The following is a 23,983-nucleotide window of genomic DNA, read 5'->3' as shown; positions in this document are numbered from 1 at the left end:
CGCCAACGTATCCGGCGGTTGGACTCACCGACGGGTCCAACCGCCGTTTATTTTTGTCTGCATGAGGAAGGCCTTGAAGCACAGATGAGTTTGATCCCCGGGCGCATTTCCGTGGTTATCCCCGCCTATAACCAAGAAGCATATATTTGCGATGCCTTGTCATCGCTGGTCCGGCAGAAGCTGGGACGCTGGGAGCTGGAAGTGCTCGTGGTTGATGACGCTTCCGATGACCAGACTGCTGCCCTGGTTCGCAGCTACCAAGACCAATTGCCTGGCCTGAACCTGATCTCGCTGCCTGAGAATGCCGGAGTTTCTGCCGCCCGCAATGCCGGGTTGGAACAGGTCACCGGCGAATACTTCACCTTCCTCGACCCCGACGACTGGTACTCCCCCGAGCATTTGGAAGCCCTGGCGGAATCATTGACCGAACTGCACGTGGATTTCGTGCGTTGCGATCATGTGCGTGTCACCGGCACCAATCGCGTCATCCACCGCGCCCCGCAGGCGTTGCGCGGCATGCCGCTGAACCCGGCCGATGACATTGAACCTATCGATTCGCCGTCCATGGTGGACTACGCCTTCGTGTGGGCGGGCATGTACCGCACCGACCTGATGCGCGCCCGCGAACTGATGTACTTCGACGCGCAGTTGCACAGCGCCGAAGACCGCCTCTGGCTATGGAAGCTGCATCTGAACACCGAGCGCTATTCCGTCGTTTCCTCCCCCGGGGTGTTCTACCGCCGCGGCCTGCCCGGCTCGCTGACCCAGGTCTTCGACCACCGTCAGCTCGGCTTCATTCCGGCCTACTCGCAGATCCTCACCGAGGTGCGCTTGCACCCGGACGCGGATCGCCACCTGCCCAAGGCGATGCGGCAGTTCTTCGCCATCGTGTGCCACCACGAGAAGCGCGCGAAGAACTACCCGCCGGAAGTCCGCTTGGAAATGAAGCAGAAACTGCGCCAGGTATTCACCACTATTGATGCGCCGATGGCCCGCCAGGTTGCCCTCGAGATGGACGTTGCCCGCCGCCGCCATATTCTCTCCTTCCTCCAGCCAGGTCAGATCGGGGCCGCCAAGTGATCGCACTGATTGAAGCCAGCAGCTATTTCCAGCTTGCTTCTCTGGCCGCGATGGCCGATGCAGGACTGCTCCCCGAGGCAGATGAACGAATTCTCGTCTTGGCTAACGGCTCGCAGGTTCCGGAACTGACTACTGCGTTGGATGAAGTCCCGGGCTTCGAGCAGCTTGCCGCCCGCTTTGACCGCGTGGTGGATTTCGCTGCGCTGACCTCCCCGCGTCGCCCGGCACAGTTCAACCCGCGTGAGGACGAGCTGCATATTTTCGAACGCCTCCTGCGCAGCGCTTGGGATCTGGGCAATGAACCCTTGACCTTGGTTCTGGAATCCATCCAGGTCAATCCGGCGCGTGCGCTGGCGCGTATTTTCTTTGATGCCCAGCTGTGGATCCACTCCGACGGCTTGATGTCCTATGGCCCAACCCGTAATCGATTGCCAATGCCGCTTCGCCAGCGCGTCATGGGCACCATCCATGTGGACTTGGTTCCAGGACTGCAGCCTCACCTGCTCGCAGAGCTCGAGCCGCGGCGCGAGGTCTTGGCCACCGGCGGCCTGGCTGCAATCTTCGGCGAACTGGCCCAGGGGGCAGAATTCGATCTGCCAACCGGCAGTGCGCTGATCCTCGGCCAGTACCTGGGTTCCTTGGGCCTGATGGATGCCGAGGAAGAATTCGAGCTGCATCTGGAAATGCTCAACGAGGTGGCCCGCCGGGAAATTTCCACCGTCCTGTTCAAGGCGCACCCATCGGCCAGCGCCACCTCAGCGGCACGCTTGTCTGCAGCCGCCAGGGACATGGGGCTGGATTTCCGGTTGGTCGGCACCGATCATCTGGCGGAAACCGTCATCGCGGCGGTACGTCCAGCCGTGGTGATCTCCTGCTTCTCCACAGGCTTGGCCACCGCCAAGTACATCCTGGATACCGAGGTCTACGCAGTGGGCACCGGCAGACTGCTCCAGGCGCTGGCTCCATACGAGAATTCCAACCGCATCCCGTTGTCCATCATTCATGCCTTGTTCGTCCAGGACGTGGCGGTTCCGGCGCACGATGGCGGCGGCGACCGCCTCACCGAACTGCTGGCTGCCGTGGCCTACTGCATGCAGGCCGCGCAGCTGCCTCACCTGCGCGAGCAGGCCGAGTCCTTCTTGTCCGCGCACTACCCGGAGTTCTCGGCTCATTTCAAGCGCCGGCGCATCACCAGGCTGGAGCTGCCTCCACGCTGGGCGCACATCAGCTCGCGCCGCTCGCTGCCTTCCAGAGTCCGCGGGGCCTCGCGCCGTGTGCTGCGCAATGGTTCCAAGCAGCTGGACACGCTTTCCAAATCCCTGAGCCGACTGGCAAAATGACCCTCACCATGATGAAACTGACTCAACATGACACCCACGAGGTGCCACGCCCGCGTTTCGGCACCGCGCACGTTTGGGTGGAGTCGCCACTGCAGCTGCTTTCGGCGGTAGAAACGCATGCAGCGGGGCTGCTGGGCACGGACATCCGGATCATCCCCCGTCAGGGAATGCCCCTGGAAGCCACGACGCAGGCAATGCTGAACCATGCCCCTGCAGGGGTTCATTTTGAACCGGCCGCGCGTAAGCCTCCGCAGCCCAAGGGCCCTGCCGATCGGTATGTCACCGGCGACGCCTACTCGGGCAAGATCCAGCGCACGCTGCTGGCAGGCGTACGGGCCAAGGAAATCGTGATCATCGATGACGGCATGGCTACGCTGGCCCTGATCAAGCAGCTCATTTCCGATGAGCCCACCCCGTTGGTGCGCGCCCGGACCAGGAATTCCGCAGCACGCGTGGCCATGGGGTTGGCGACTTGGCATCGCTTGCGCCAGCTGGCCCGTGAAGATCGCCTGCTGATCGTTTCAGCGCTGTATGTCGACCCGGCATCCCGTCAGAAGATGGCTGATCTGGGGATCAAATTCGCGCAGCACAAGTTTGAATGGCTCGCTACCCAGCCGGTAGCCGAGCAGTTCACCGAACCTACCTTGCTGATCGGTTCGGCGATGGTGGCTGATGAGCTGATTTTTGAGCAGCCGTATCTGCGCTGGATTGAGCAGATCGCTTCCGAAGGCCCGGTTGCGTACTTCCCGCATCGCCGTGAAACTCCCGAATTGCTGGAGAAGATCTCGAGGATTGATCAGGTGGTGCTCAAGGAGCACACCGTTCCCATTGAAATGCGTTTGCGTGTCCTGCGACCAGGCCAGGAGATCCGCGCCTTGCCTTCCACGGTGATTCCATCCCTGCGCCTGCTGCTGGGTCCTGATGCCCGCTGCCTCTATCCGCAAGCCGTGATTGACAGCTGGTGGACCCCTGGTACCCCATCCGAGTTGCGCGAGCACCTATCCAGTTCATTGAAGGTGTGAATCAGCCGATGAAGCCATCAATACTTGCCATCGCCGACTCGGATTCCTATCTGAAGCTGGCAACGAGCTTCCTGAACCGCCTAGGTCCCGCATGGGATCGCAAGGTGTATTTGGCGCGGACCCCGGTGATGCCGACCGCCGACCAGATCGCAGCCGCCTTTGAAGGCACGGATCTGGATCCGGATATCCTGCAGGTGATTTCCGTATCCCAATTAGAAGCCGACACCGTAGATGAAGACATTGTTTTCGCTTCGGCCACCGGGCCGGTAGTTGCCGAGATCTACTCTCGCATGCTTCGCACCGAGCCGACTGATGGCCGGTGCACCGCACTGATTTCCGCCCTGCCTGGCGTGGCATTCCCCGCCACGCAGAAGGGGTGGAACTATCGTCGAGCCGGCGATGCGTTCATTTGCCATTCGCATGCCGAAGCCCGTGATTTCTCATTCATGATCGAAGGCCAGGTAGGGCACCAGCCGACCATCATGGTCAGCAAGCTCCCGTTCTTGCACTCGGCAGGATTCCCGCCAGCGCAAAAGCAGGTGGTCGAACGCTTGGTGTTCGCGCCGCAAGCGAAGGTACCTGCCCAAGAGAGCGAACGCGAGTCGATCCTGCTGGCTCTCGAGCAGGCTAGCAAGATGAATCCCGAACTTGAGGTGATCGTCAAGCTCCGCGCCAAGGCCGGTGAGCCCCAAACGCATCTCGAGGCGTTCCCGTACGATTCGCTGTTCGAGAAGTTGCAGTCCGAACGGCGGATCGGGCCCGAGTCGCGGCTTCGCTTCGATACCGGATCGATGAGTGAAGCATTGGCCGATGGCAGCGCCTTGGTAACAGTGTCTTCGACTGCTGCCTTGGAATCCATTGATCGCGGGTTGCCAACGCTGGTCCTTTCCGACTTCGGCGTCAGCGCGCAGATGATCAATACGGTCTTTGTTGCCTCCGGCGTCATCGGCACCTTGGATGACGTCGCCGGCTTGAGCTTCGGTGAACCTACCAAAGCCTGGTTGCGGGAAAACTACTTCCACAGGGTGGACCACAGTTTCGTTCAGTCCCTAGAGATTCTCGCGCAGCGAGCTCGAGCTGGAAAGCTGCACACTGATCCGGAAATGCTGGCGCATATTCGCCGCCAGCCATTGCGCCACCGCCTCAGAACAACGTTGCCTGCACCGCTAGTCAGGGTTTTGGTGAAGTTGCGGCACCAGTTCGGGCTAGCACGCAAAAATGGCGCCAACTCATGGTCATGACCAACTAGGTCTTAGCCCATGAAGTCACTTTAATGCCTGAATTGATCGTCATTGTCAGTAGTATCCAATCCTTAGGTGCTTTACCTGCTATTGGTGCAGCTGCGCTGAGACAGTGCAGTAATCACCTCGGTTTCGCTAGCCCAGAGAGGCCGCCCCGATAGTTATTCGGTGATACCGGGCACGATTGGGAATGTTTGCACTCCATTAAGACTTAAGATCATTGTGGGTCAATTTGCGCAATGCGCTTTTGCGCGCCCTATTGCCCAAAGGTTTTATACATTTCAATAAGGAGTTCATGTGTCGGCGAACCCGATTCGCGTTGCCATCGTAGGCGTAGGCAACTGCGCCACTTCCCTTATCCAAGGTGTTGAGTACTACCGAAACGCCGATGCTGATTCCACGGTTCCAGGTCTCATGCATGTGCAGTTCGGCCAGTACCACGTGGGCGACGTTCAGTTCGTTGCCGCCTTCGATGTCGACGCCAAGAAGGTCGGGCTCGACCTCTCGGAAGCCATCTTGGCCAGCGAGAACAACACCATCAAGATTGCCGACGTTCCAACCACCGGAGTGACCGTTCAGCGCGGCCACACCTTGGATGGCCTGGGCAAGTACTACCGCGAGACCATCGAAGAGTCTGCAGCCGAGCCAGTTGACATCGTCCAGTCCCTGAAGGACAACGAAGTCGATGTCCTGGTTTGCTACCTGCCAGTTGGTTCCGAGCAGGCCGCCAAGTTCTACGCGCAGTGCGCCATCGACGCAGGCGTTGCATTCGTCAATGCCCTGCCAGTATTCATCGCCGGCACCCCAGAGTGGGCGCAGAAGTTCACTGACGCCGGTGTGCCAATCGTTGGCGACGACATCAAGAGCCAGATCGGCGCAACCATAACCCACCGCGTGATGGCCAAGTTGTTCGAAGACCGCGGCGTTGTCCTGGACCGCACCTACCAGCTGAACGTTGGCGGCAACATGGACTTCAAGAACATGCTCGAGCGCGATCGCCTGGAGTCCAAGAAGATCTCCAAGACCCAGGCAGTCACCTCGAACACCTCCGCCGCCTTGGGCGAAGACGACGTGCACATCGGCCCAAGCGACTACGTTGCATGGCTTGATGACCGCAAGTGGGCTTTCGTCCGCCTCGAGGGCCGCAACTTCGGCGATGCTCCGGTCAACCTGGAATACAAACTGGAAGTTTGGGACTCGCCAAACTCGGCCGGCGTGATCATCGATGCCGTACGCGCAGCGAAGATCGCCCTGGACCGCGGCATCGGCGGTCCGATCCTGTCGGCTTCGAGCTACTTCATGAAGTCGCCACCAGAGCAGTACGACGATGAGACCGCGCGCAACAAGGTGGAAGCCTTCATTCGCGGCGACATCGAGCGCTAGCCCTCCGCGTTAGCGGAAAGGCAATGGCCAGGACCGTTCGGTCCTGGCCATTGCTGTATTCGACAGTGCTCTGGATGCGGAGAAGCCCGCCGGCTTGCAGGCCGGCGGGCCTCTTGGCGATGCCTTGCGAGTTCATCATGGGTACCTCGGATTCTTGTTAGCGGGCAACGGTAATGGCGTTGCCGGCCTTAGCGAATTCGAAGGTACATTTCTGGTGGCACGTGGTTCTTCAGCTCACGCTGACGCATGCGGCGGTTGAACTCGGTGCTATCAAGGTTGGTGAACTTGCGCTTGTCTTGACGCTTTTTCATTTGCTGTCCCTCCCTTCGGTCAAAGTAGAAGGGGAGGGAAGATCTTGGCGCGTAGTTGAAATGGCGCGAGCTTTCAGGCTTTCTGGTCCTGCGAAGATTAATTCCGAGGTGCGAACTGCCCGTTGAGCGGATGAGGAGAACAGTGGACTAGGCATGAAAAAAGTTCCTAAGGGTGAGAGTCGATTACTGACCTGCAACCTCAGGAACTTATGCGGGATTTACCGTGAGTTAGGAATCCGCTTGTCCGGAGGTTGGGGAAATGAGCTTGCACAGACGAGACATGGGAGAGCCGCCAATAAATCGCGCTCCGCGATGAGTCTCTGTGTACCAATTGGTATTAATCATTTCGCCACCTCCTAAAATCTGCTCTCGGCCGGCCATGGATGCCATGGGGCCTCTTTGAAAAGTTTTCTCGATCCGCAAGTCTCATTGAGACTTCCCAATCACAGTATTCAGCATACATGGATTATCCCCGATGCGCTACAAATTTGCGCAGAAACTTTAAGCACTTTCCCGGGGACGGCAAAAGCACCCGAATCCATGCGGATTTCAGGTGCTTTTCCCTTGGTGTTCAGGTCAGAGGTTACCCCTCGGTAGCCGATTCCTGGGCTTCAGGCTGTTCTTTCCACCAGGCGCGCAAGCGCTCAGTGGCGACTTCCGCGCCCAGCGGGCCTTCGTCCAAACGCAGTTCCAAGAGGAACTTGTATGCGCGGCCAACGACCTTGCTCGGCTTGATTCCCAACAGGTGCATGATCTGCTCGCCGTCAAGATCCGGGCGGATTGACTGGAGCTCTTCTTGCTCGGCGATCTGCGCGATGCGCGCCTCGAGGTCGTCGTAGGCAAAAGCTAGGCGGTCGGCCTTCTTGCGATTGCGGGTGGTGACATCCGAACGGGTCAGGCGGTGCAGGTGCTCGAGCAGGTCTCCAGCATCGGTGACGTAACGGCGCACCGCCGAGTCGGTCCAGCCGGCCTCGCCGTAGCCATAGAAGCGCATGTGCAACTCGACCAGTCGGGCTACGGACTTGGTGGTGTCCTTGTCGAAACGCAGGGCGCGCATACGCGCCTTGACGAGCTTCGAACCCACCATGTCATGGTGGCGGAAGGATACCGCGCCGCTTGGTTCAAATTTGCGGGTCGCCGGCTTTCCGATATCGTGCATCAGCGCCGCGAAGCGCAACACGAAGTTCGGGCCGGGAACAGGTCCCTCTTCGTCGGTTTCCAACGCCATGGCTTGTTCCAGCACGGTCAGCGAATGCTGGTAGACATCCTTGTGCCGGTGGTGCTCGTCAATTTCCAGACGCAGTGCCGAGACTTCGGGCAGCACCTTATCGGCCAGGCCAGTTTCCACCAGAAGGTCGATTCCCGCGCGCGGGTCTGCACCGTTGATCAGCTTGACCAGTTCATCGCGAACCCGCTCGGAGGAAATGATGTCGATCCGATCGGTCATTCCGCTCATGGCTTCGCGCACCTCTGGACTGACTTCGATCTTCAGCTGCGAAGCAAAACGGGCAGCACGCATCATGCGCAGCGGATCGTCAGAGAAGGAGATATCAGGTGCACCAGGGGTGCGGATGGACCCGTCTTCCAGCGAGCTTACGCCGTCGAAAGGATCCACCAGCTCGAGCTGCGGCAAGCGCAGAGCCATCGAGTTCATGGTGAAGTCCCGACGGAAGAGATCGTCGTGCAGGTTATCACCGAAGGCAACGATCGGCTTGCGCGACTCCTTGTCATAGGCATCAGCGCGGTAGGTCGTGACCTCTAGCGTGTGTTCGCCCTTCTTGAAGGCAATAGTTCCAAACTCGCGTCCCACATCCCAAACGTTATCGGCCCAGCCGGAAATCACCTTGATGGTTTCTTCCGGGCGAGCGCTGGTGGTGAAATCGAGGTCCGGGGATACGCGTCCCAAGTACAGATCCCGAACCGGCCCACCTACCAGCGACAATTCATGGCCCGCCCGAACAAAACGGTCGGCCAAGTCGAAAATAACCGAGGGCAGGATTTGACGCAGTGCGTCAGGCGAGGGAAGTGCATGCATAGTTACTTAAGCGTGCCAGAAATCCCGGAAGAATGCTTGAAATTCCGACGGATTTGCCTGCGAGATAACTTACTTGTCCACGTCGATCAGGCGGCGAACGGTACTTTCTCGATAGAGTGGTTCCATGAACCGACCGATCCCGTCTGCCCCAAAGCGCACCCCATTGACTGCGTCAATGGCTCGCGCGCAGGCAACTGGCGGTCACACGAGCCTGCCGACCGTGGAAGAAGTCTCTTCCGGCGGCATCGTGATCGACTTCAACGACCCCACCTTCCCAGTGGCCATCATTGCCCGGTACAACCGTGGCGGACGGCTGGAATGGTGCCTGCCCAAGGGCCACCCGGAGGGCGTGGAAACCAATGAGGAAGCGGCTATCCGCGAAATCGAGGAAGAGACCGGCATTGCCGGACGCATCCTCGCCCCGCTGGGTTCGGTCGACTACTGGTTCACCGTGACGAATTACCGTGTGCACAAGACCGTGCACCATTTCCTGCTGGAAGCTACCGGCGGGCATCTGACGATCGAGAATGATCCCGATCATGAAGCCGTCGATGTTGCCTGGGTCCCCATCGGTTCCCTGGGCAAGCGCCTGTCCTTCCCTAATGAGCGCCGGATCGCTGATCTGGCACGCGAGGTCCTTACAAAGCATGTCTCAGGTTCCTAATCCATCTGCGGGCTCCGATCAGCTACACACCGGAGCCATGGACGTAGTCGCCGGACCTCCCCCGCAGCAGGCAGCTCAGCCTGTTGGCTCGCGCTCCAGGATCTATGCCCTGATGGCCTCCGGCACGATGGTCTCCCGCTTGCTGGGCTTCGTGCGCACGGCCTTGCTGGCGATGGCCATTGGTTCGGTCACCTCGGTGGCTGACATCTTTGAAAAAGCCAATATCATCCCGACTATCATCTACATGCTGCTGGCCGGCGGCATTTTCAACGTCGTGCTGATCCCGCAGCTGATCAAGGCCTCCAAGGCGAAGGACCGCGGCGCCGCGTACACGTCGAAATTGGTGACGCTGACCGTCGTGGGCATGGGTATCCTGACTCTGATCCTCACGCTCTGCGCCAGGCCATTGATCACAGTGCTCACCAATAACTGGACCGAGCCCATGATCGCGTTGGGAACGGCCTTTGCCTACTGGTCGCTGCCGCAGATCTTCTTCTATGGGCTCTACGCAGTGCTGGGCCAGGTGCTGAACGCGAATGGCCGCTTTGCCGCATTCATGTGGGCTCCTGCGGTCAACAACATCATCCAGCTGATCGTCATTGGCGCTTTCATCCTGACTTTCGGCGCCTACTCTTCGGGCGACCCGATGCAGGATTGGAGCGGCGTCAAGACCATGTGGCTGGCTGGCGGTGCCACCTTGGGTATCGTATTGCAGTCGGTGGCGCTGTTCTGGCCACTGAAGAAGACCGGGCTGAAACTGACACTGGACTTCCAATGGCGCGGCATGGGACTGCGCCACGTGGGCAAGCTGGCGATCTGGACCCTGGCGGCCATGGTGATCGGCAATCTCTCCTCGCTGGTGTACTCCAAGATCGTGTCCGGAGCTACCGCGGCTCGAGCGCAGCTGCCTCCCGAACAGGCCGCCTCGGTAGCCGGCGAGTACGCGTTGAACACCTCGCAGTTGATCACCGTGCTGCCGCACTCCCTGTTCGCGCTGACCGTCGCCACCGTGCTGTTCAACGACTTCGCTCGGGCTTTCACCGAGAACCGCCGCAAGGATGTTGGCAAGCTGCTCAATCAGGGCATGCGCTCCACCGCAATCCCTATCGTGTTCTGCACGCTGGTCTTCATCGTGCTGGCCGGACCGCTAGGCAGGCTCTTTGCCGGCAACTCCGAGAATGCTGCGCAGGCCGCGGGCGCTCTCGGGCAGCTGCTGGTGCTCACCGCGCTTGGGCTGCCGTTCAAGTCCTTGCAGTTCTTCATGCTGCGTGTCTTCTACGCAGAGGAGGATACCCGCACCCCGATGCTGATCCAGTCGGCCACCGCCGGGCTCGGATTGATCTTGGCGTTCGCCGCTGCAGCCGTGGTCGATCCGCTGCATATCGCCGCCGCCATTGCCTTCATCTACGGCTTGACCAACGTGCTGACCTGCATCGGCACCCACTATCTGATCAAGCGCCGCTACGGCAACTACGGTGTTTCCTCTGTCATCGACACCTACATTCGAGTCGGTTGGATGGCTACGCTCTCCTCCATCATTGGATGCATCGCGCTCTGGTTGCTGGGTGGATTCAACTTCGGATTCGCCTACGACTCCGTATTCAGCGCCCTGGTTTCGGTGGCTATTGTCGCGCTGGTGATGGGCATCGTCTTCATTGGCTTGCTGTACAAAACCAAGGTCCCGGAGCTCCAGTCGTTCCTGGGTCCGATCCTTCGCAGAATCCCGGGACTCAATCGCTGATGGTCCGCTGAAACTTGCTAGTGATTCTGGGCAAATAGGCACCAAATAGCTTGATCTGACCGGTAACATGGCAGGTGGTGGTCCGTGGACCGCCACCGAACCAAAATCAATCCCTTGGAGATGCACGTGTCGCAGCCAATCGATGTCGGCTCTGTCCTCAGCGGTCGCTACCAAGTAACCGAGAGTGTCCTTTCATCAGCTGAAGGAGACTTGGTACTCGGTGGCGTAGACCAGGTACTGAACCGCTCGGTCAGCATCATGGTGGCTTCCGTGGAGAATTCATCGCAGCTGGCAACGAGCGCACGCGAAATCGCCATGGGCGAGCGCGCTTCGAACGTTCAGGTGCTGGATCTGGGCATCACCGATGCCAACCAGACCTACCTCGTCGCCAACACCGCGCGTTCCTCGGACCTGCTGGACCTGGTATTGGAAACCGACGACGCTCCATATGTTGAGCCGTTCTTCACCGACACCCTGGGCACCGAGATCTTCGGCGAGTCCCGCCAGGCCGTCCCTGAGACCTACGAAGACGACAACGAGTACTACGACCAGCTGCAGTACGAAGACGAACCAGAGCAGCAGGGCAAGATCGGTTCCGCCTTGGCTGGTGGCTTCGCAGGACTGAAGAACCGGTTCGGCAAGAAGAACCAGGAACAGCCTGAAGAAGAACAGTTCGACCAGACTGCGCCTAATGAGCAGGTTCCCGCCACCATGGCTACCCCGGTTGCGCCAGCTGAAAAGCCAGCGGCCGAAGACAAGCCGAAGGTGTCCCGCCTGGAAGACGAAGACGAGCCTAATGTCACCGCAACTGCGGCCCTGGCTGCCGCTGCGCAGTCCAAGGGCAAGACGCCGGCCAAGCCTACCCAGAAGCCTGCCGAGGAAGATGAGAAGCCGGCAAAGAAGAAGGCTGCAGCAGCTGGAGCCGTAGCCGGCGCAGGCGCCGCTGCGGGTGCCGCCGCTGCCGCTGCCCCGAAAGCCTCGACCTTCCCCGCAGCTGCCAAGAATGCTCCTGCCCAGGACCCCCAGGTCGGCGAAGAGGAAGAGGAAGAAGGCGGTTCCAAGGGAACTCGCCTGCTGGTTGGCGCCGTCTTGCTCATCGTGCTGATTGTTGCAGTCGTGTTCGCTTTCAACTTCCTTGGTGGGGACAAGAACACCACCGCCGATGGCGAGCAGCCAACTGCCGTGGAGTCCCCGGAAAAGCCATCCGAGACCGAGAAAGAAAAGGACTCAACCGAGGACGCCTTGCCTGCTCCGAAGATCGACGACGTATCCCGCCTGGTTCCCGGCAATCAGCAGCTGAACTCCGAAACCGATGGCAAGCTGGGCCAGATGATCGACGGCAACGCCTCGAGCACCTACTCAACGTACTCGTACACCACCGCTGATTTCGGCGGCTTCGCTTCCAACATGGTCTTCATCCTGGAACTGGACGAGAAGTCCAAGATCTCCGAGGTCAATCTCGAGGGCCTGAACGGCACCGGCGGCAACTACGAAATCCTCGTCGGCGAATCCGAAGACCTGGGCGATGCCAAGTCGGTAGCCAAGGGTTCATTCTCCGGTCCTTCGGTATCGGTAACTGCCAAGGACGACGACAAGGACTACATGGAAGGAACCCACGTGTTCCTGGACATCACCGACCTGCCTCGCAAGGCATCCGGCGGCAATGATTCACGTCCATTCGGTCTCCAGATCGGTGAATTCTCCGCCAAGTAATAGAAGCGGAATTTTTTACGAAAGCAATGCGTTGAGGTGGATAGTGAGGTTAGACCTTGCTATCCACCTCGCATTATTAGAACGAAAGGGTTCTACCCCCGTGACTTCAGCACAGAACGACGAAATCCGCGACGTCATCATTGTCGGCTCCGGTCCGGCCGGTTACACCGCCGCGGTTTACACCGCCCGTGCGAATCTGAACCCACTAGTCATCGCCGGCTCAGTCACTGCCGGCGGCGAACTGATGAACACCACCGACGTGGAGAACTTCCCCGGCTTCCCCGAGGGCATCATGGGCCCAGACCTGATGGACAACATGCAGAAGCAAGCCGAACGCTTCGGCGCCGAGATCCTCTTCGATGACGTCACCGAAATGAACCTCGAAGGCGAAATCAAGACGCTGTCCCTGGCTGACGGCACCATCTACCGTGCTCGTGCTGTCATCGTCTCCACCGGCTCCGCCTACCGCGAGCTGGGCCTGCAGGACGAAAAGCGCCTCTCTGGCCATGGCGTCTCCTGGTGCGCCACTTGCGACGGGTTCTTCTTCCGCGACCAGAGAATCGCCGTGATCGGCGGTGGCGACTCCGCCATGGAAGAAGCACTGTTCCTGACCAAGTTCGCCTCCAAGGTCATCGTCGTGCACCGCCGCAACGAGCTGCGCGCTTCGAAGATCATGGCCGACCGCGCCCTGGCCCACGAGAAGATCGAATTCATCTGGGACTCCGAAGTCATCGGCATCAACGGTGCCGATAAGGTCGAAGGCTTGGTCGTGAAGAACCGCACCAGCGGCGAAGAATCCACCGTGGATGTCACCGGTATCTTCGTGGCCATCGGCAACGACCCACGCGTGGATCTGGTCAAGGACCAGCTGCAGCTGACTTCCGAGGGCACCATCGCCGTTGAAGGCCGCACATCCAAGACCTCGCTGCCAGGTGTCTTCGCCGCCGGCGACGTCATCGATTCCACCTACCGCCAGGCCATTACCGCGGCCGGCTCGGGCTGCGCCGCGGCCCAGGACGTGGAGCACTACCTGGCCAACGTTTCCGAAACCCTCGCTACCGCCTAATAGTTTTCTCAGAAAGGGGTTGTCTCTCATGAGCAACGCAAAAGCAGTAACTGAAGCAACCTTCCAGGCCGATGTCCTGGATGCCGACAAGCCAGTGATCGTCGATTTCTGGGCTGAATGGTGCGGCCCTTGCCGCCAGCTCGGTCCAATCCTGGATCAGATCGCAGAAGAGCACGCTGCGAAGGTCGACGTCGTGAAGGTCAACGTCGATGAGAACCAGGGCATTGCCGCGAAGTACGGCATCACCAGCATCCCAGCCGTATACGTCTTCAAGGGCGGCGAGCATGTCGCTACTTCCATCGGTGCCAAGCCGAAGGCTGTCATCGAAAAGGACTTCGCAGAATACCTGTAAGCCAAGAACATGATTGAAGTGGGGATCAACCGCAAGGTTGGTCCCCACTTCTTATTTAACCGTGGCGCCGCGAGAAGTTCACTTGCTTTCGTTTTCTGGCCGTTTCCGACCCTTACCCCAGCTCAGGTTGAGCCGGTTCTTCATCTGAAGGCCCTTTTGACATGCTGTTGCGAATATCCAAGCCAAAATATTTGTTTTTATGATTCTGGCTCTGTTCTATGACGCTTTGCACCGTTCTTTGGCACCCGTCAGCCAAGATGCGCATTTCATGCTCAGCAATGGACCCGGCAAGTTCGGGTTCGCATTTGATCGTTTCTCTGGCCACCTAGACAGGTTCCCGAATTCTGAATCTTGATGTCCTATGCAAAATTCAGCGATCCGCAATCTCCGTATTTCTAGCCCTTCAACTTCGGCCCACAATTCCAGACTGTACTGTGAAGGGCCGCGGAAACGCATCCGGATACGCCGTACATGCTAGCTGAGCGGATGTGCTTTCTGAGAGAAAGCCAAAACCAATTACTCATGGGACTATCCGCTTCCGGTCGAAATTGCGTCAAATTCTGTCCATGGATAATCCAGGCCATGCCGACTGCCGCATCCCCGTGTCGCCGCGACACTCAGTTTTCATGGGCGTCTTTAGCTGGAACAGCATCTCTTGGTCTTGATTATTGGGGAGGGTTCAACGCGCAGTGAGAACTGCCAGGGCTAACGGAGTTCCAGGGAATTAGCGGAGCTCTCCCCTTCCGCGTATCCACTGGTTGCTCACTGAGCCTACTGTTTCGCCGTCAATCGTCAGAATCCATGACGCTATCTCTTCCAAAGTCCGAACGGTTCAGCAACGAGTTCCTGAGGACGTTCTCTGGCTAAACTGGCACGCAGTAAGCAGAACAGAATCTTTCGGCTTGTGAGTTGTTGTCGTAAGTCAGTTGCTGCGGCCCAAACCATGTTTCGTGCCGATACGTCATCACCCACTGCGCAACTGTCACATGGGCCGCTGGGTAATGATGAGGTGCGACCTGTCGAAGATTGAATGAATCTGAGGTCGATTGCCGTGGAGCGAACGAGCCACATCATCGCTGAATAGCTGTTCATACCCATCGGGGCGAAGCTTGCCGGTAGAACCTGCATCAGGGACAAAGGCCTTAGACTCATGCTCGTTGCCCTACTGTCGACTCGCGAAGAGAAGGCCTGAATCTCCAATCTGCTAGTGATCGGAGGGGTTTCTCTCTGATCAGGTCATTGCGATTCTGCACTAGGTCCTAGTGCAATCAACTAACTCTGAACAGCGCGCTACCTATCTTTCGGGAAGTCGGTTTCCCCGAGGGCCAGTACTAACCCCACATATAAGTTCTTTCATTCACACGCTTCCCTCCTTCAGGTTCTCTTGCCTTTCAATTAATGGAGGTCTTCGCCCAGTTCTCCAACCCTGAGAAATTTAGGTTGATCGCTACTACGGGCTTCGGCACCTGGGGCTTCGCACTCCACGGCATCATGCCTACCTATTGCGCGGCTGGTGCATGGACAGCTTGGTCCGAATTCCCGCGCTAGTTACCTTGGGGCTTTTTTCTAGTGAATAGTTCCTTCGAACCGGGACAAAAGCAGGAGCGGGTTGAGCCGGGTTTGCGGAGACTCTAGTGAACCTATTTCACCGCTAATCCTCCTACTCTCTTGGATTGAAGGTTGTGATCCTTCTGGATTTCCCTTCGCTCACCTTGCTCATGAGCGGGATCTGGAGCGCTGCCGGGCCGCTCATGCCCGACAGGGCTCCCGGAGACCCATACATCCGCCTAGGACGCGCTTCTGCGGCCTCATAAGCACTCCTAAGGCTTTCTGGCCATCTGTTGCCTCGACCCCTCCCTAGGGCCTTGGCGTCATTTCCTCCTGTCAGCTGCTGGCGTTGAAGTGGTTGGACGATCGTATCCAGGCTTCACCTTCCGCGCGTATGGGACCAAGGGTCAAGTTATCCCTCGGCATCTCGCGACGCTATTACTTTCCTGCACGCCGTGCGTGCTCGCCGGGTTTTTGGCGCTGGAACGAACTTCCTCATGTCCGCGCCGCAAGCCGCAGGCTGATCACTGTCCTCTCACGTAGGCACCGGCCAGACAGGTCCTCTCCGGCGCTCGTACAGGCCTACGCATGTATTCAGCAAGCTTCTTATGCCTCATCTCAGCAGAGGCTGTCAGCCTGCGGGTAGTGGGTATAGCATCATTAGCTATTCATCTCGGGGGCGGGGTGCCCAGGTCGTGCGTGGCCGCTCCATTCTGTGCAACGTCAAACCTGCATGTGCTTTCAGGTCGTTCTGGTTGTTTCACGTGAAACACCAAGCGCATCGTTGAATTCAGGACAATCAAAGGGCGGCCTAGTTAGTGTTTCACGTGAAACACGTTTCGCTTCGCAGACGTCAGCAGGTTCGAAGGGCGGTCTGGATCATGTTTCACGTGAAACGTTGCTTCAAGGCAGCTGCTTTCAGTGTCCATGTTGCGGTTCCGCCCCCCCCACCAGTCGCAGTCGCCGATTCAAGAAATTCGAGAGACGGTGACACGATTTCATGACAGCTCGAACTCGGATTTCTAGAGATCTGGATGTCGGTTCGGCAAGGGTGCGCACCAATGTTAATCCCACACCTGCGTCAGGAATCTTAATGGAGTCGTTGATTCTCATCAGCGTGCCCTGGCTCAAGGTGCGCGTAATGGCTTCGGGAAGGGCTAGTACCACTCCCCCATCGCACGGCATGGCGCATTCGACATAAGAAGTTCCGGTCATGCCCGCAACGCCAACTGAAGATCGCCTTCTTATCGTCAAACGGAATCGGACCTGTACCGTCCAATTCTCCCTACGCCAGCTCGGCATTGGTCAGCAAACCGGACGGTTCTTCGCCCGATATGGATGGTTAGGCGAAGACAGCCTCTCCTCAGGGTGAACCGAGCAATCAGTATTCGCCGAGGCATCAACCTCGGCACCATTGGCCTCACCCCAGCGGACAATCGGCGGATTGGACCTGGTTAGCACCGACTTCTGTTAATAACGATCAGCTGCATCAACGGCCGCAGCACCGAATGGAACGTAATCCACCTTGACGATGATCAACAGTTTGTATTGCATAAGACGCGGCAACTCATGAGTCGATTTCCCTCCGTGATGCGCCGCCACCAACCTTTACGCGCAGCCAGAGCTGTTCATCGAAGAGCATTGGATACCACTGCCGGCAGGCTTTGACACCCAGCGCAATACGCGAGTTAGTATTCACCGCCCATGGCGGTCCTCTACAGGTCACGAGCATAGCTGTCGGGATGATCGCCGTCCTGGCCCGGCAGGCTTCACGAGTCCATCCCTCATCATGTGCTGGATCAACATGCTACTTGCACGTCCGACAGATTGATGGCATTTTCATGGCTCTCGCCAACTGCTCAATCGTTTCTTCCGAAGTACGCATTACTGGTCATCATGAAAGTCGTGGATGTCTAGGCAAGGGATTCTATTGCCGGCCGATACCTAGCGTGACGCGACCACGCGGCCGTGGTCGTGGCCAAATAACGGTTGTGCGTCGGATCTTGCTCAACGCACAACGCAGTAATCTGCACATGTGCCGGATCGGTAATCATCTGGTGCTTGTGAATATTCGGTGGTTTGAGAGCCACCCAATATTGCGCTTCTGGGCCAGTCGTTATTGTGGTTCAGATCCACCCAATAGTCTCCCTTAGAGCCACCTGCCGGATCATCAGTCCGGCAGGCAGTCCTGAACGAGGATTCCATCGAATCAACGCCCCGTGGCTAATGCTCCGGCCGAGAGTACACCTCACACATGTTGAGCCCACCGGTCTCAACCCAAATCGTATCGTGCACGACATGATCCATGATCGCGTCGGCCAACGCACCAGCGTCCAGCCGGGCACGCCAATCCGATTGCTTGTACTGCGTACAGAAAATGGTGGATGCAGCGTCATACCGCCACCCTATGAGCTCGAAGATGATTCTCAGCAACCCGCCGGCTGGAGGATCCAAAAGCCACTCATCCAGCAGCAAGACGCAACCACCGGCGCGCGCGGACAGAATACTGGGTGGCTCAGAACCGCAATATTGGCGGCTCTCGAAAAGTCCAATATTCAGCTTGTCCAGCACCGCGGAGGATCAGCCACCACCAACTGGCCGCAGACCCTCTATCCATGGTCACCGTGGAATCAACAATCCGGCCAATGTCTGAAGGATGCACCAAATAATTATTGCGGCCCAGACTCATGCTATAGGTCCTTCTCCATCGTGCCCGATGGCTGAGCCCGGTACTGATGGCATCGAAGGCGAGATGATCATTGTGCCTAGAGCCTACGGCGACCGGTCGATGCTCCGGACCTGGATCGGGCTGAACGGTGTACATTGGCTTTCGGTAGACACCCGTCGAGCTGTTTGCTGAGATTCTGAAGGAAAGAGGATTCAAGCAACTGGTTGCATTCGGTTTGCTCTTTGAACTCAGAATCTCTCGGTGGAGCCAGAATGGTCCTGCTAGCCAGCGGCTCGGCAAGCACTGAATTGGCTTCCGTGTCTTTCCTTTTGCTTCCGAATCGCGGATTCACGGTCCCAGATTCTGCTCTTGAGGACCGCGTCATCATCGTCGTTCTAGCTCCACATCCCAACGCTCAGATCCGGGCATTGCCAACTAGGAATCATCAGCGCTTTGAACACCCTCAAATGCGACAGCCTCATCATCAGCTCCGGCAGCATCAGAGCCTGGTCGGATCCGACAGGTGTCCGTAGCTTGGGGAACCACAGATCCACTTGCGCGGCTTGCCCTGATTCGTGGACCAACCGGTCCGCAGGGCCCACGTTCGTGTATTCCGGACATATCAGTGCGACCCGGTTCTTCAACGTGGAGATGGAATTCGTTCATTCGATTCGTTCGTCGATGGCCGTCGCCGGCATGCGCGGATACTCGCAGACCAGCCTGCGGGTTTCTGGTTCGAAAGCGTCAGCGATGGAACCACGCTTCGTCTACAGGTCATTTGCAGACTCGGTGACTGCCAATGCTGAGCATACGGTGTTACGTGGGATGCCAAGTCGCCGCGAGATCGCCGTTATTGGCACGCCTTCTGCTCAATGCAGTCGACGGATCTCTGCGTACTGTTCCACATTGATCCTACCCTCAGAATGTCTGTTGAATGGATCAGGTGGGGTGAATATTCAAAAGTCGTTCAATGGTTAGCATTCAGTTAGCGTTGGCACCCCTCCGAACTTGCCCCCGGTTGGTCCTGCCATAAGTCCATAGCGGCCTTCCTTGGCCCTTCACGGCCTTCGTGCGAGCCTTCCTCTCCCCTACCCGACTCCCCGCTCTCGTGGCGTCGCTACACGCCCACCTTGCTGCTCAGAGAGTCATCACGGTATGCCTGACTATCTGATCTTGCTGTTCCAGAACATGCTGTATGCAGTCCTTGCTCAACGCCGTTGCCTATCTGCCCTAAGCAAGAACGATGAAACGTACCCTTGGAATCGCCCGATACAGCTTCTCGGTCCAATGTTTTCGGAGTTGTGCTCAGTTGCGGACAGCATCCTGGCTCCCTTGCACATCAGTCCTCGAACAATCTAAGAAGCATGGCTGACACATGCCACTGCGCATTAGATGGAGTAGAGCCAGGCAGGGATAGACCGCGAAAACCATCAGTGTCTCTACTGATCGCACCTTGTGTTCTCCTTCGCACTGGAAGGTAGCCGGAATACTGTGCACCAAATGCGGCACCTATCGCCCCGGATGTCCTACCAAGCAGAATACTGGCTGCCCAAATCCGTATCCGCTGGGGTAGTTCCCGCAGCCAGGCGGCTCGAATCATGCGTTCTATCCTCTTCCCGTTCTCCGTAGAATTCATTAAGTGGAGGCATTTCGGTGACCTAAACTGAATGGCTCGCTGATCCTCAGGAGCAGGCATCGGAGAATGGTTACGAAGCGAGGTGATGGGCTCGGCTCAGCGATGCGGTGCCAATCCCGAACCTGGTACGGTGTGTCCTGCTTTTTCTACATTTCTGGACAGCGTCGTGGCTACTTCGTGCTCATGCCATCGGCGTGTACGTTCCCTCTTTGATAAGCCAACGACGGATGCCAACAATCAGTTTTATGCTTGCTGTGGTTCATGATCCATTTGATGCGAAAGCTATGCGGGCACACCTAAGTATCCGTTTATGGACAGCAGCGGTTTCCTACCCACCAACGACTCATCTCCATGTGCCGCCCTCATACTTGGTTGGCAGTAACCTCGCATGGAGTATTTGTTCCACGTGAAACACAGGCTCTAGATACAAGAAAGGCGCATGTTTCACGTGAAACATGCGCCAGTTCATGAAATTACGAGTTCATAGTCGGATCAATAACCTGCATGATGCGGTTCAGATCATCCACCGAAGCGAACTCGATGCTGACTTTGCCCTTGCGGCTGCCAAGCTGAATCTTGACGTTAGTGTCCAAGCGGTCCGCGAGCGAAGTTGCCAGGAAGTCCAGGCGTTCATTGCGCTGGGTCTCTCGCGCCTTCTTTGCTGGCTTTCGTGGCTTGTCGTCACTCAGTGCCACTGCTTCTTCGGTCGCGCGCACGGACAAGCCCTCATTGATGATTCGCTGAGCCAGCTGCTCGATGACTTCGTTGTTCGACAGTCCTAGCAACGCGCGCGCATGACCGGCAGAAAGAACGCCAGCCGCAACACGACGCTGAACGAGTGGAGGTAGTTTCATCAAGCGAATCGTATTGGAAATCTGCGAACGGGATCGTCCGATTCGTTCTGAAAGCACTTCCTGGGTGCAATTGAACTCTTCTAGAAGCTGCTGATAAGCAGCGGCCTCTTCCAGTGGATTCAGTTGTGACCGATGCAGGTTCTCGAGCAAGGCGTCGCGCAACAGATCGGTGTCATGCGTGTCGCGGATAATGGCCGGGATAGTCGCTAGGCCAGCCGCCTGTGTCGCGCGCCAACGGCGTTCACCCATGACCAGCTCATACGGAGCGTCATCTTTCTCGCGGGAAGGGCGGACCACGATAGGTTGAAGCAATCCAATTTCGCGGATCGAATGGATGAGTTCATCCATGTGCTCCTGATCGAAGTTGGTACGCGGCTGCTTGCGATTTGGGTGAATCAGCTGGACGTCGAGTTCAGCGAACTGTGCGCCAGGAACTTCGACAAGATCGGGAGAGTCTGATTTTACAGGTTGCGGCTCGGTCTTCTTAGTTGCTGGTTTCTCAGCTGGTGCGTCTTCCTGAGGTGCAGAGGTATTCTTTCCCCCAAGAGTTGTATTCAAGCCAGGCATAGTTGCGCGAGCGCGCTTTGCCGGCTTTGCGGGAGTGGTTGGCGCCTTAGGTGCCGAGGACTTGCGTCCCGGTTCGAAGAACATATCGACAGGACGTGTGGCGCGCGACTTCGACGGTTCCGCGGCCGGTTCTACAGGAGCTGTTTCACGTGAAACATTCTGGTTTTCTTCAGGAGCCGCCGTCGCCGGTGAGCTGGAAATAAGGGCACCCAGTCCCCTGCCCAATCCCCGCTTCTTATCTGCCATGTTCTTCGCACGCCCTTTCATCCGAAATTTCAGCCCGAGACTAGTCTACTGTTTTTTGGCTTTGAACCGGGGATGCGCACAGTGCGTCAGCCGTGGCTCTCACCGTACGAATCTCGCATCCGCATCAGATAGATCTGGAAAAACAAACGAAAATCTAAGGGGATGATCTTTTCCAGCGTGAAACGTATTTATAAGGTCTTACGCGCCTCGTTCAGCCATCTCTACGGCTGCTTCGGAGTACGACAATGCACCAGTCGAATTTGGATCATAAGTAATGACGGTCTGCTGGTAGCTCGGCGCTTCAGAGATTCGTACCGAACGAGGGATGACGGCCTTGAGCACCTGCTCTGGGAAGTGCTCACGGACTTCGTTGGCGACCTGCGCGGCCAAATTCGTGCGACCGTCGTACATGGTCAGCAGTATCGTCGAAACCGTCAGCTTGGAGTTCAAATGCTTCTGGATCATTTCAATGTTCTTCAGTAGCTGACTCAGGCCCTCGAGCGCATAGTACTCGCACTGGATTGGGATGAGAACTTCACGAGCGGCAACGAAGGCGTTAACGGTCAGCAGGCCTAGGCTTGGCGGGCAGTCGATGAAGACGTAGTCCAGGCGAGGCAGCCCCTTGCGCTGGCGGGTACGCGCGTAGTCATCCAGGGCGCGCTGCAGGCGCTGTTCGCGGGCTACTAATGAAACCAACTCGATTTCAGCGCCTGCCAGGTGAATGGTTGCAGGAGCGACCTGCAGGGTTGGCAAGTCTGGGCATGTGGCTACTACGTCAGCCAATGGAAGATCATTGATTAACACGTCATAAATGCTGTCTACTTCAGCGTGGTGTTCAATGCCCAGCGCGGTAGAAGCGTTGCCCTGCGGGTCGATATCAATGACCAGGACGTTTAGCCCGCCCTTGGCCAGGGCGGCGGCAAGGTTGACCGTGGTCGTCGTCTTGCCTACGCCACCCTTCTGGTTGGAAATGGTGAAATAGCGGGTCTTCTCAGGCATTGGCACCTTGCGGGCCTCCAAAGCTTCGCGACGACGATGTTCACTAGCTATCTGAGTAGCCAAAGGCGAGGACGAGTCGTTGAAATCAAACGCGCTATCCGATGAATCCTTAGTCTTAGACAAAGGTAAAACTCCTCCTCGTGAATTGATGCACCTAATGCTCATGGCGTGCACCGATAATGTTTCACGTGAAACATTCAAAACAAGTCATGCAGATTGCGAAATGGCTTCATCCTCGAAAACTATGAGGATGAAAGCCATTTCGCTTCTATAACTATTTAACAGACTATCGCGTCAACCTTAGCCAACCTTGATGCGAACCACCGTGGTTGGCTCTGCAAGGATGCTTTCGCCCACAGTGAGCACTTCGGTTTCCCTGCCGCCAAGCTTGCGGATCGCCTTGGTAGCCTTAGCGATCTCTTCGACAGCGGAGCGGCCCTTGATGGCGATGAGCTCGCCCTGTCCGTGTAGCAATGGAATAGTCAGTCCAGCCAAGTTGGTCAGAGCAGATACGGCACGGGCCGTGACATAGCGTGCGTTGACGACGTCGACCATCTGCTCTGCACGGCCACGCATCACGGTGACGTTGTCCAGACCCAGATCATCGATAACCTCGGAGAGCCAGATGCAGCGGCGCTCCAGAGGCTCAATAAGCGTCAATTTGAGGTCCGCGCGGGCAATTGCCAAGCAGAGCCCTGGAAGGCCAGCACCGGAGCCTACGTCGGCTACCTCGGCGTCCTTCTCCATGACCTCTTCGATCACGGCGCAGTTGAGCACGTGACGGGACCACAGACGGGGTACTTCCCGTGGGCCAAGAAGCCCGCGCTCAATGCCCGAGGTCGCCAGATGCTCCACATAGCGCTTGGCAAGATCCAGGCGGTCACCGAAGATCTTCTCGGCAGCCAGGGTCTCTTCTGCAGTAAGGCTGAGGTCCTCAGTCATGGTCGTTGGTCCTTAGGTCGATCAGCACGCTCTCGCGTGATGGTTCTTAGCTGTCCAGTACCGAAATAACGATATGGCGTCGGGTCGATTCACCCTCGGATTCCGAGTGCAGTCCTGCATCGGCGATCACGTCGTGCACGAGCTTGCGCTCGTAGGCGCTCATTGGATCCAAGTGGGTCTTCTCGCCGGTTTCGCGTACCGACGCAATAGCATCTTCAGCGATCTTGCGGAGCAGTTCTGCGCGCTCTGCGCGGTAGTCGGCAATATCCAGGATCAAGCGCGAACGTTCACCGGTAGCAGTGAGCACTGCCAGCCGGGTGAGTTCCTGGAGGGCATCGAGGACTTCTCCATCCTTGCCTACGAGGCTCTCCAACGAGGCGTCTGCGTCCTCGGCAAGGATCGAGATGTAGGTGCGGCCACCGCGGATCTCGATGTCGATATCGCCGTCCAGATCTGCAATGTCCAGAAGCTCTTCGAGGTAGTCGGCGGCGACGTCGCCCTCGTCCAGAACTTCCTGGTCGTCTTCGATCTGGTTTTCCAGTTCTGGTGCGTCGATGTTCTCAGTTGCAGTCATG

General features: G+C 57.7%; 18 protein-coding genes. 10 read left to right on the top strand and 8 right to left on the bottom strand.

Annotated features, from left to right (window positions below; all coding sequences use genetic code 11):
• Nucleotides 1-84 precede the first annotated feature (84 nt).
• The 5 genes from CQ012_RS11340 to CQ012_RS11320 all read left to right on the top strand — a co-directional run bounded on the left by CQ012_RS11340 (nucleotide 85) and on the right by CQ012_RS11320 (nucleotide 6,066).
• Complete coding sequence (locus CQ012_RS11340; RefSeq protein WP_105656603.1) at nucleotides 85-1,080, top strand: glycosyltransferase family 2 protein; 996 nt, start codon at nucleotides 85-87, stop codon at nucleotides 1,078-1,080.
• Nucleotides 1,077-2,420 (top strand): polysialyltransferase family glycosyltransferase, encoded by a 1,344-nt coding sequence (locus CQ012_RS11335; protein ID WP_105662210.1) that lies wholly within the window; start codon nucleotides 1,077-1,079, stop codon nucleotides 2,418-2,420. The genes CQ012_RS11340 and CQ012_RS11335 overlap by 4 nt, the downstream gene beginning before the upstream one ends.
• Nucleotides 2,417-3,442, top strand: coding sequence for a hypothetical protein (locus CQ012_RS11330; RefSeq protein WP_105662209.1), 1,026 nt, complete (start codon nucleotides 2,417-2,419; stop codon nucleotides 3,440-3,442). Before CQ012_RS11335 ends, CQ012_RS11330 begins: the two co-directional genes overlap by 4 nt.
• A gap of 8 nt (nucleotides 3,443-3,450) precedes the next feature.
• On the top strand, nucleotides 3,451-4,683 hold the full coding sequence (locus CQ012_RS11325) for a DUF6716 putative glycosyltransferase (RefSeq protein WP_286134086.1): 1,233 nt from the start codon (nucleotides 3,451-3,453) through the stop codon (nucleotides 4,681-4,683).
• A 297-nt stretch (nucleotides 4,684-4,980) separates the two neighbouring features.
• Complete coding sequence (locus CQ012_RS11320; RefSeq protein ID WP_105656607.1) at nucleotides 4,981-6,066, top strand: inositol-3-phosphate synthase; 1,086 nt, start codon at nucleotides 4,981-4,983, stop codon at nucleotides 6,064-6,066.
• Between the two features lie 188 nt (nucleotides 6,067-6,254).
• Here CQ012_RS11320 and CQ012_RS17895 read toward each other — a convergent pair whose 3' ends face one another.
• Entirely contained in the window at nucleotides 6,255-6,377 is a 123-nt protein-coding gene (locus CQ012_RS17895) for a hypothetical protein (protein WP_255209577.1), read from the bottom strand.
• Between the two features lie 583 nt (nucleotides 6,378-6,960).
• Entirely contained in the window at nucleotides 6,961-8,412 is a 1,452-nt protein-coding gene (locus tag CQ012_RS11315; protein WP_105662208.1) for a CCA tRNA nucleotidyltransferase, read from the bottom strand.
• 124 nt (nucleotides 8,413-8,536) lie between these two features.
• Between CQ012_RS11315 and CQ012_RS11310 the strand changes: the two genes are divergently transcribed.
• The 5 genes from CQ012_RS11310 (at nucleotide 8,537) to trxA (ending at nucleotide 13,948) form a co-directional block, all read left to right on the top strand.
• On the top strand, nucleotides 8,537-9,076 hold the full coding sequence (locus CQ012_RS11310; protein ID WP_105656609.1) for an NUDIX domain-containing protein: 540 nt from the start codon (nucleotides 8,537-8,539) through the stop codon (nucleotides 9,074-9,076).
• Nucleotides 9,077-9,113: 37 nt separating this feature from the next.
• Nucleotides 9,114-10,817: a murein biosynthesis integral membrane protein MurJ gene (murJ, locus tag CQ012_RS11305; protein ID WP_286134650.1), complete on the top strand. Its 1,704-nt coding sequence runs from the start codon at nucleotides 9,114-9,116 to the stop codon at nucleotides 10,815-10,817.
• Nucleotides 10,818-10,943: 126 nt separating this feature from the next.
• Entirely contained in the window at nucleotides 10,944-12,530 is a 1,587-nt protein-coding gene (locus tag CQ012_RS11300; protein WP_146112231.1) for a hypothetical protein, read from the top strand.
• Nucleotides 12,531-12,630: 100 nt separating this feature from the next.
• Nucleotides 12,631-13,596 carry a thioredoxin-disulfide reductase gene (gene trxB, locus CQ012_RS11295; protein ID WP_105656612.1) on the top strand — a complete coding sequence of 322 codons (966 nt, stop codon included), beginning with the start codon at nucleotides 12,631-12,633 and terminating at the stop codon, nucleotides 13,594-13,596.
• Nucleotides 13,597-13,624: 28 nt separating this feature from the next.
• Nucleotides 13,625-13,948 carry a thioredoxin gene (gene trxA / locus CQ012_RS11290; protein ID WP_105662206.1) on the top strand — a complete coding sequence of 108 codons (324 nt, stop codon included), beginning with the start codon at nucleotides 13,625-13,627 and terminating at the stop codon, nucleotides 13,946-13,948.
• Between the two features lie 112 nt (nucleotides 13,949-14,060).
• Here the strand turns inward: trxA and CQ012_RS17455 are convergent, their stop codons facing one another.
• The 6 genes from CQ012_RS17455 to CQ012_RS11260 all read right to left on the bottom strand — a co-directional run bounded on the left by CQ012_RS17455 (nucleotide 14,061) and on the right by CQ012_RS11260 (nucleotide 23,982).
• Nucleotides 14,061-14,273: a hypothetical protein gene (locus CQ012_RS17455; RefSeq protein WP_146112958.1), complete on the bottom strand. Its 213-nt coding sequence runs from the start codon at nucleotides 14,271-14,273 to the stop codon at nucleotides 14,061-14,063.
• A 3,446-nt stretch (nucleotides 14,274-17,719) separates the two neighbouring features.
• Nucleotides 17,720-18,067, bottom strand: a complete 348-nt coding sequence (locus CQ012_RS11285) for an ATP-binding protein (RefSeq protein ID WP_105662205.1) — start codon at nucleotides 18,065-18,067, stop codon at nucleotides 17,720-17,722.
• Between the two features lie 2,206 nt (nucleotides 18,068-20,273).
• Nucleotides 20,274-21,467, bottom strand: a complete 1,194-nt coding sequence (locus CQ012_RS11275; protein ID WP_105662367.1) for a ParB/RepB/Spo0J family partition protein — start codon at nucleotides 21,465-21,467, stop codon at nucleotides 20,274-20,276.
• A gap of 198 nt (nucleotides 21,468-21,665) precedes the next feature.
• The gene (locus tag CQ012_RS11270) at nucleotides 21,666-22,589 is read right to left on the bottom strand and encodes a ParA family protein (protein WP_105658699.1); all 924 of its coding nucleotides are present in this window, start codon (nucleotides 22,587-22,589) and stop codon (nucleotides 21,666-21,668) included.
• 177 nt (nucleotides 22,590-22,766) lie between these two features.
• Nucleotides 22,767-23,408 (bottom strand): 16S rRNA (guanine(527)-N(7))-methyltransferase RsmG, encoded by a 642-nt coding sequence (rsmG, locus tag CQ012_RS11265; RefSeq protein ID WP_105662203.1) that lies wholly within the window; start codon nucleotides 23,406-23,408, stop codon nucleotides 22,767-22,769.
• A gap of 46 nt (nucleotides 23,409-23,454) precedes the next feature.
• Nucleotides 23,455-23,982 carry a Jag family protein gene (locus tag CQ012_RS11260; RefSeq protein ID WP_105662202.1) on the bottom strand — a complete coding sequence of 176 codons (528 nt, stop codon included), beginning with the start codon at nucleotides 23,980-23,982 and terminating at the stop codon, nucleotides 23,455-23,457.
• Between the last annotated feature and the right edge of the window lies 1 nt (nucleotide 23,983).

It is taken from the genome of Arthrobacter sp. MYb214 (assembly GCF_002979865.1).
Lineage (GTDB): Bacteria > Actinomycetota > Actinomycetes > Actinomycetales > Micrococcaceae > Glutamicibacter.
Note: the sequence above shows the minus strand (reverse complement) of the source record. Positions and strands in the feature narration are given on the sequence as shown.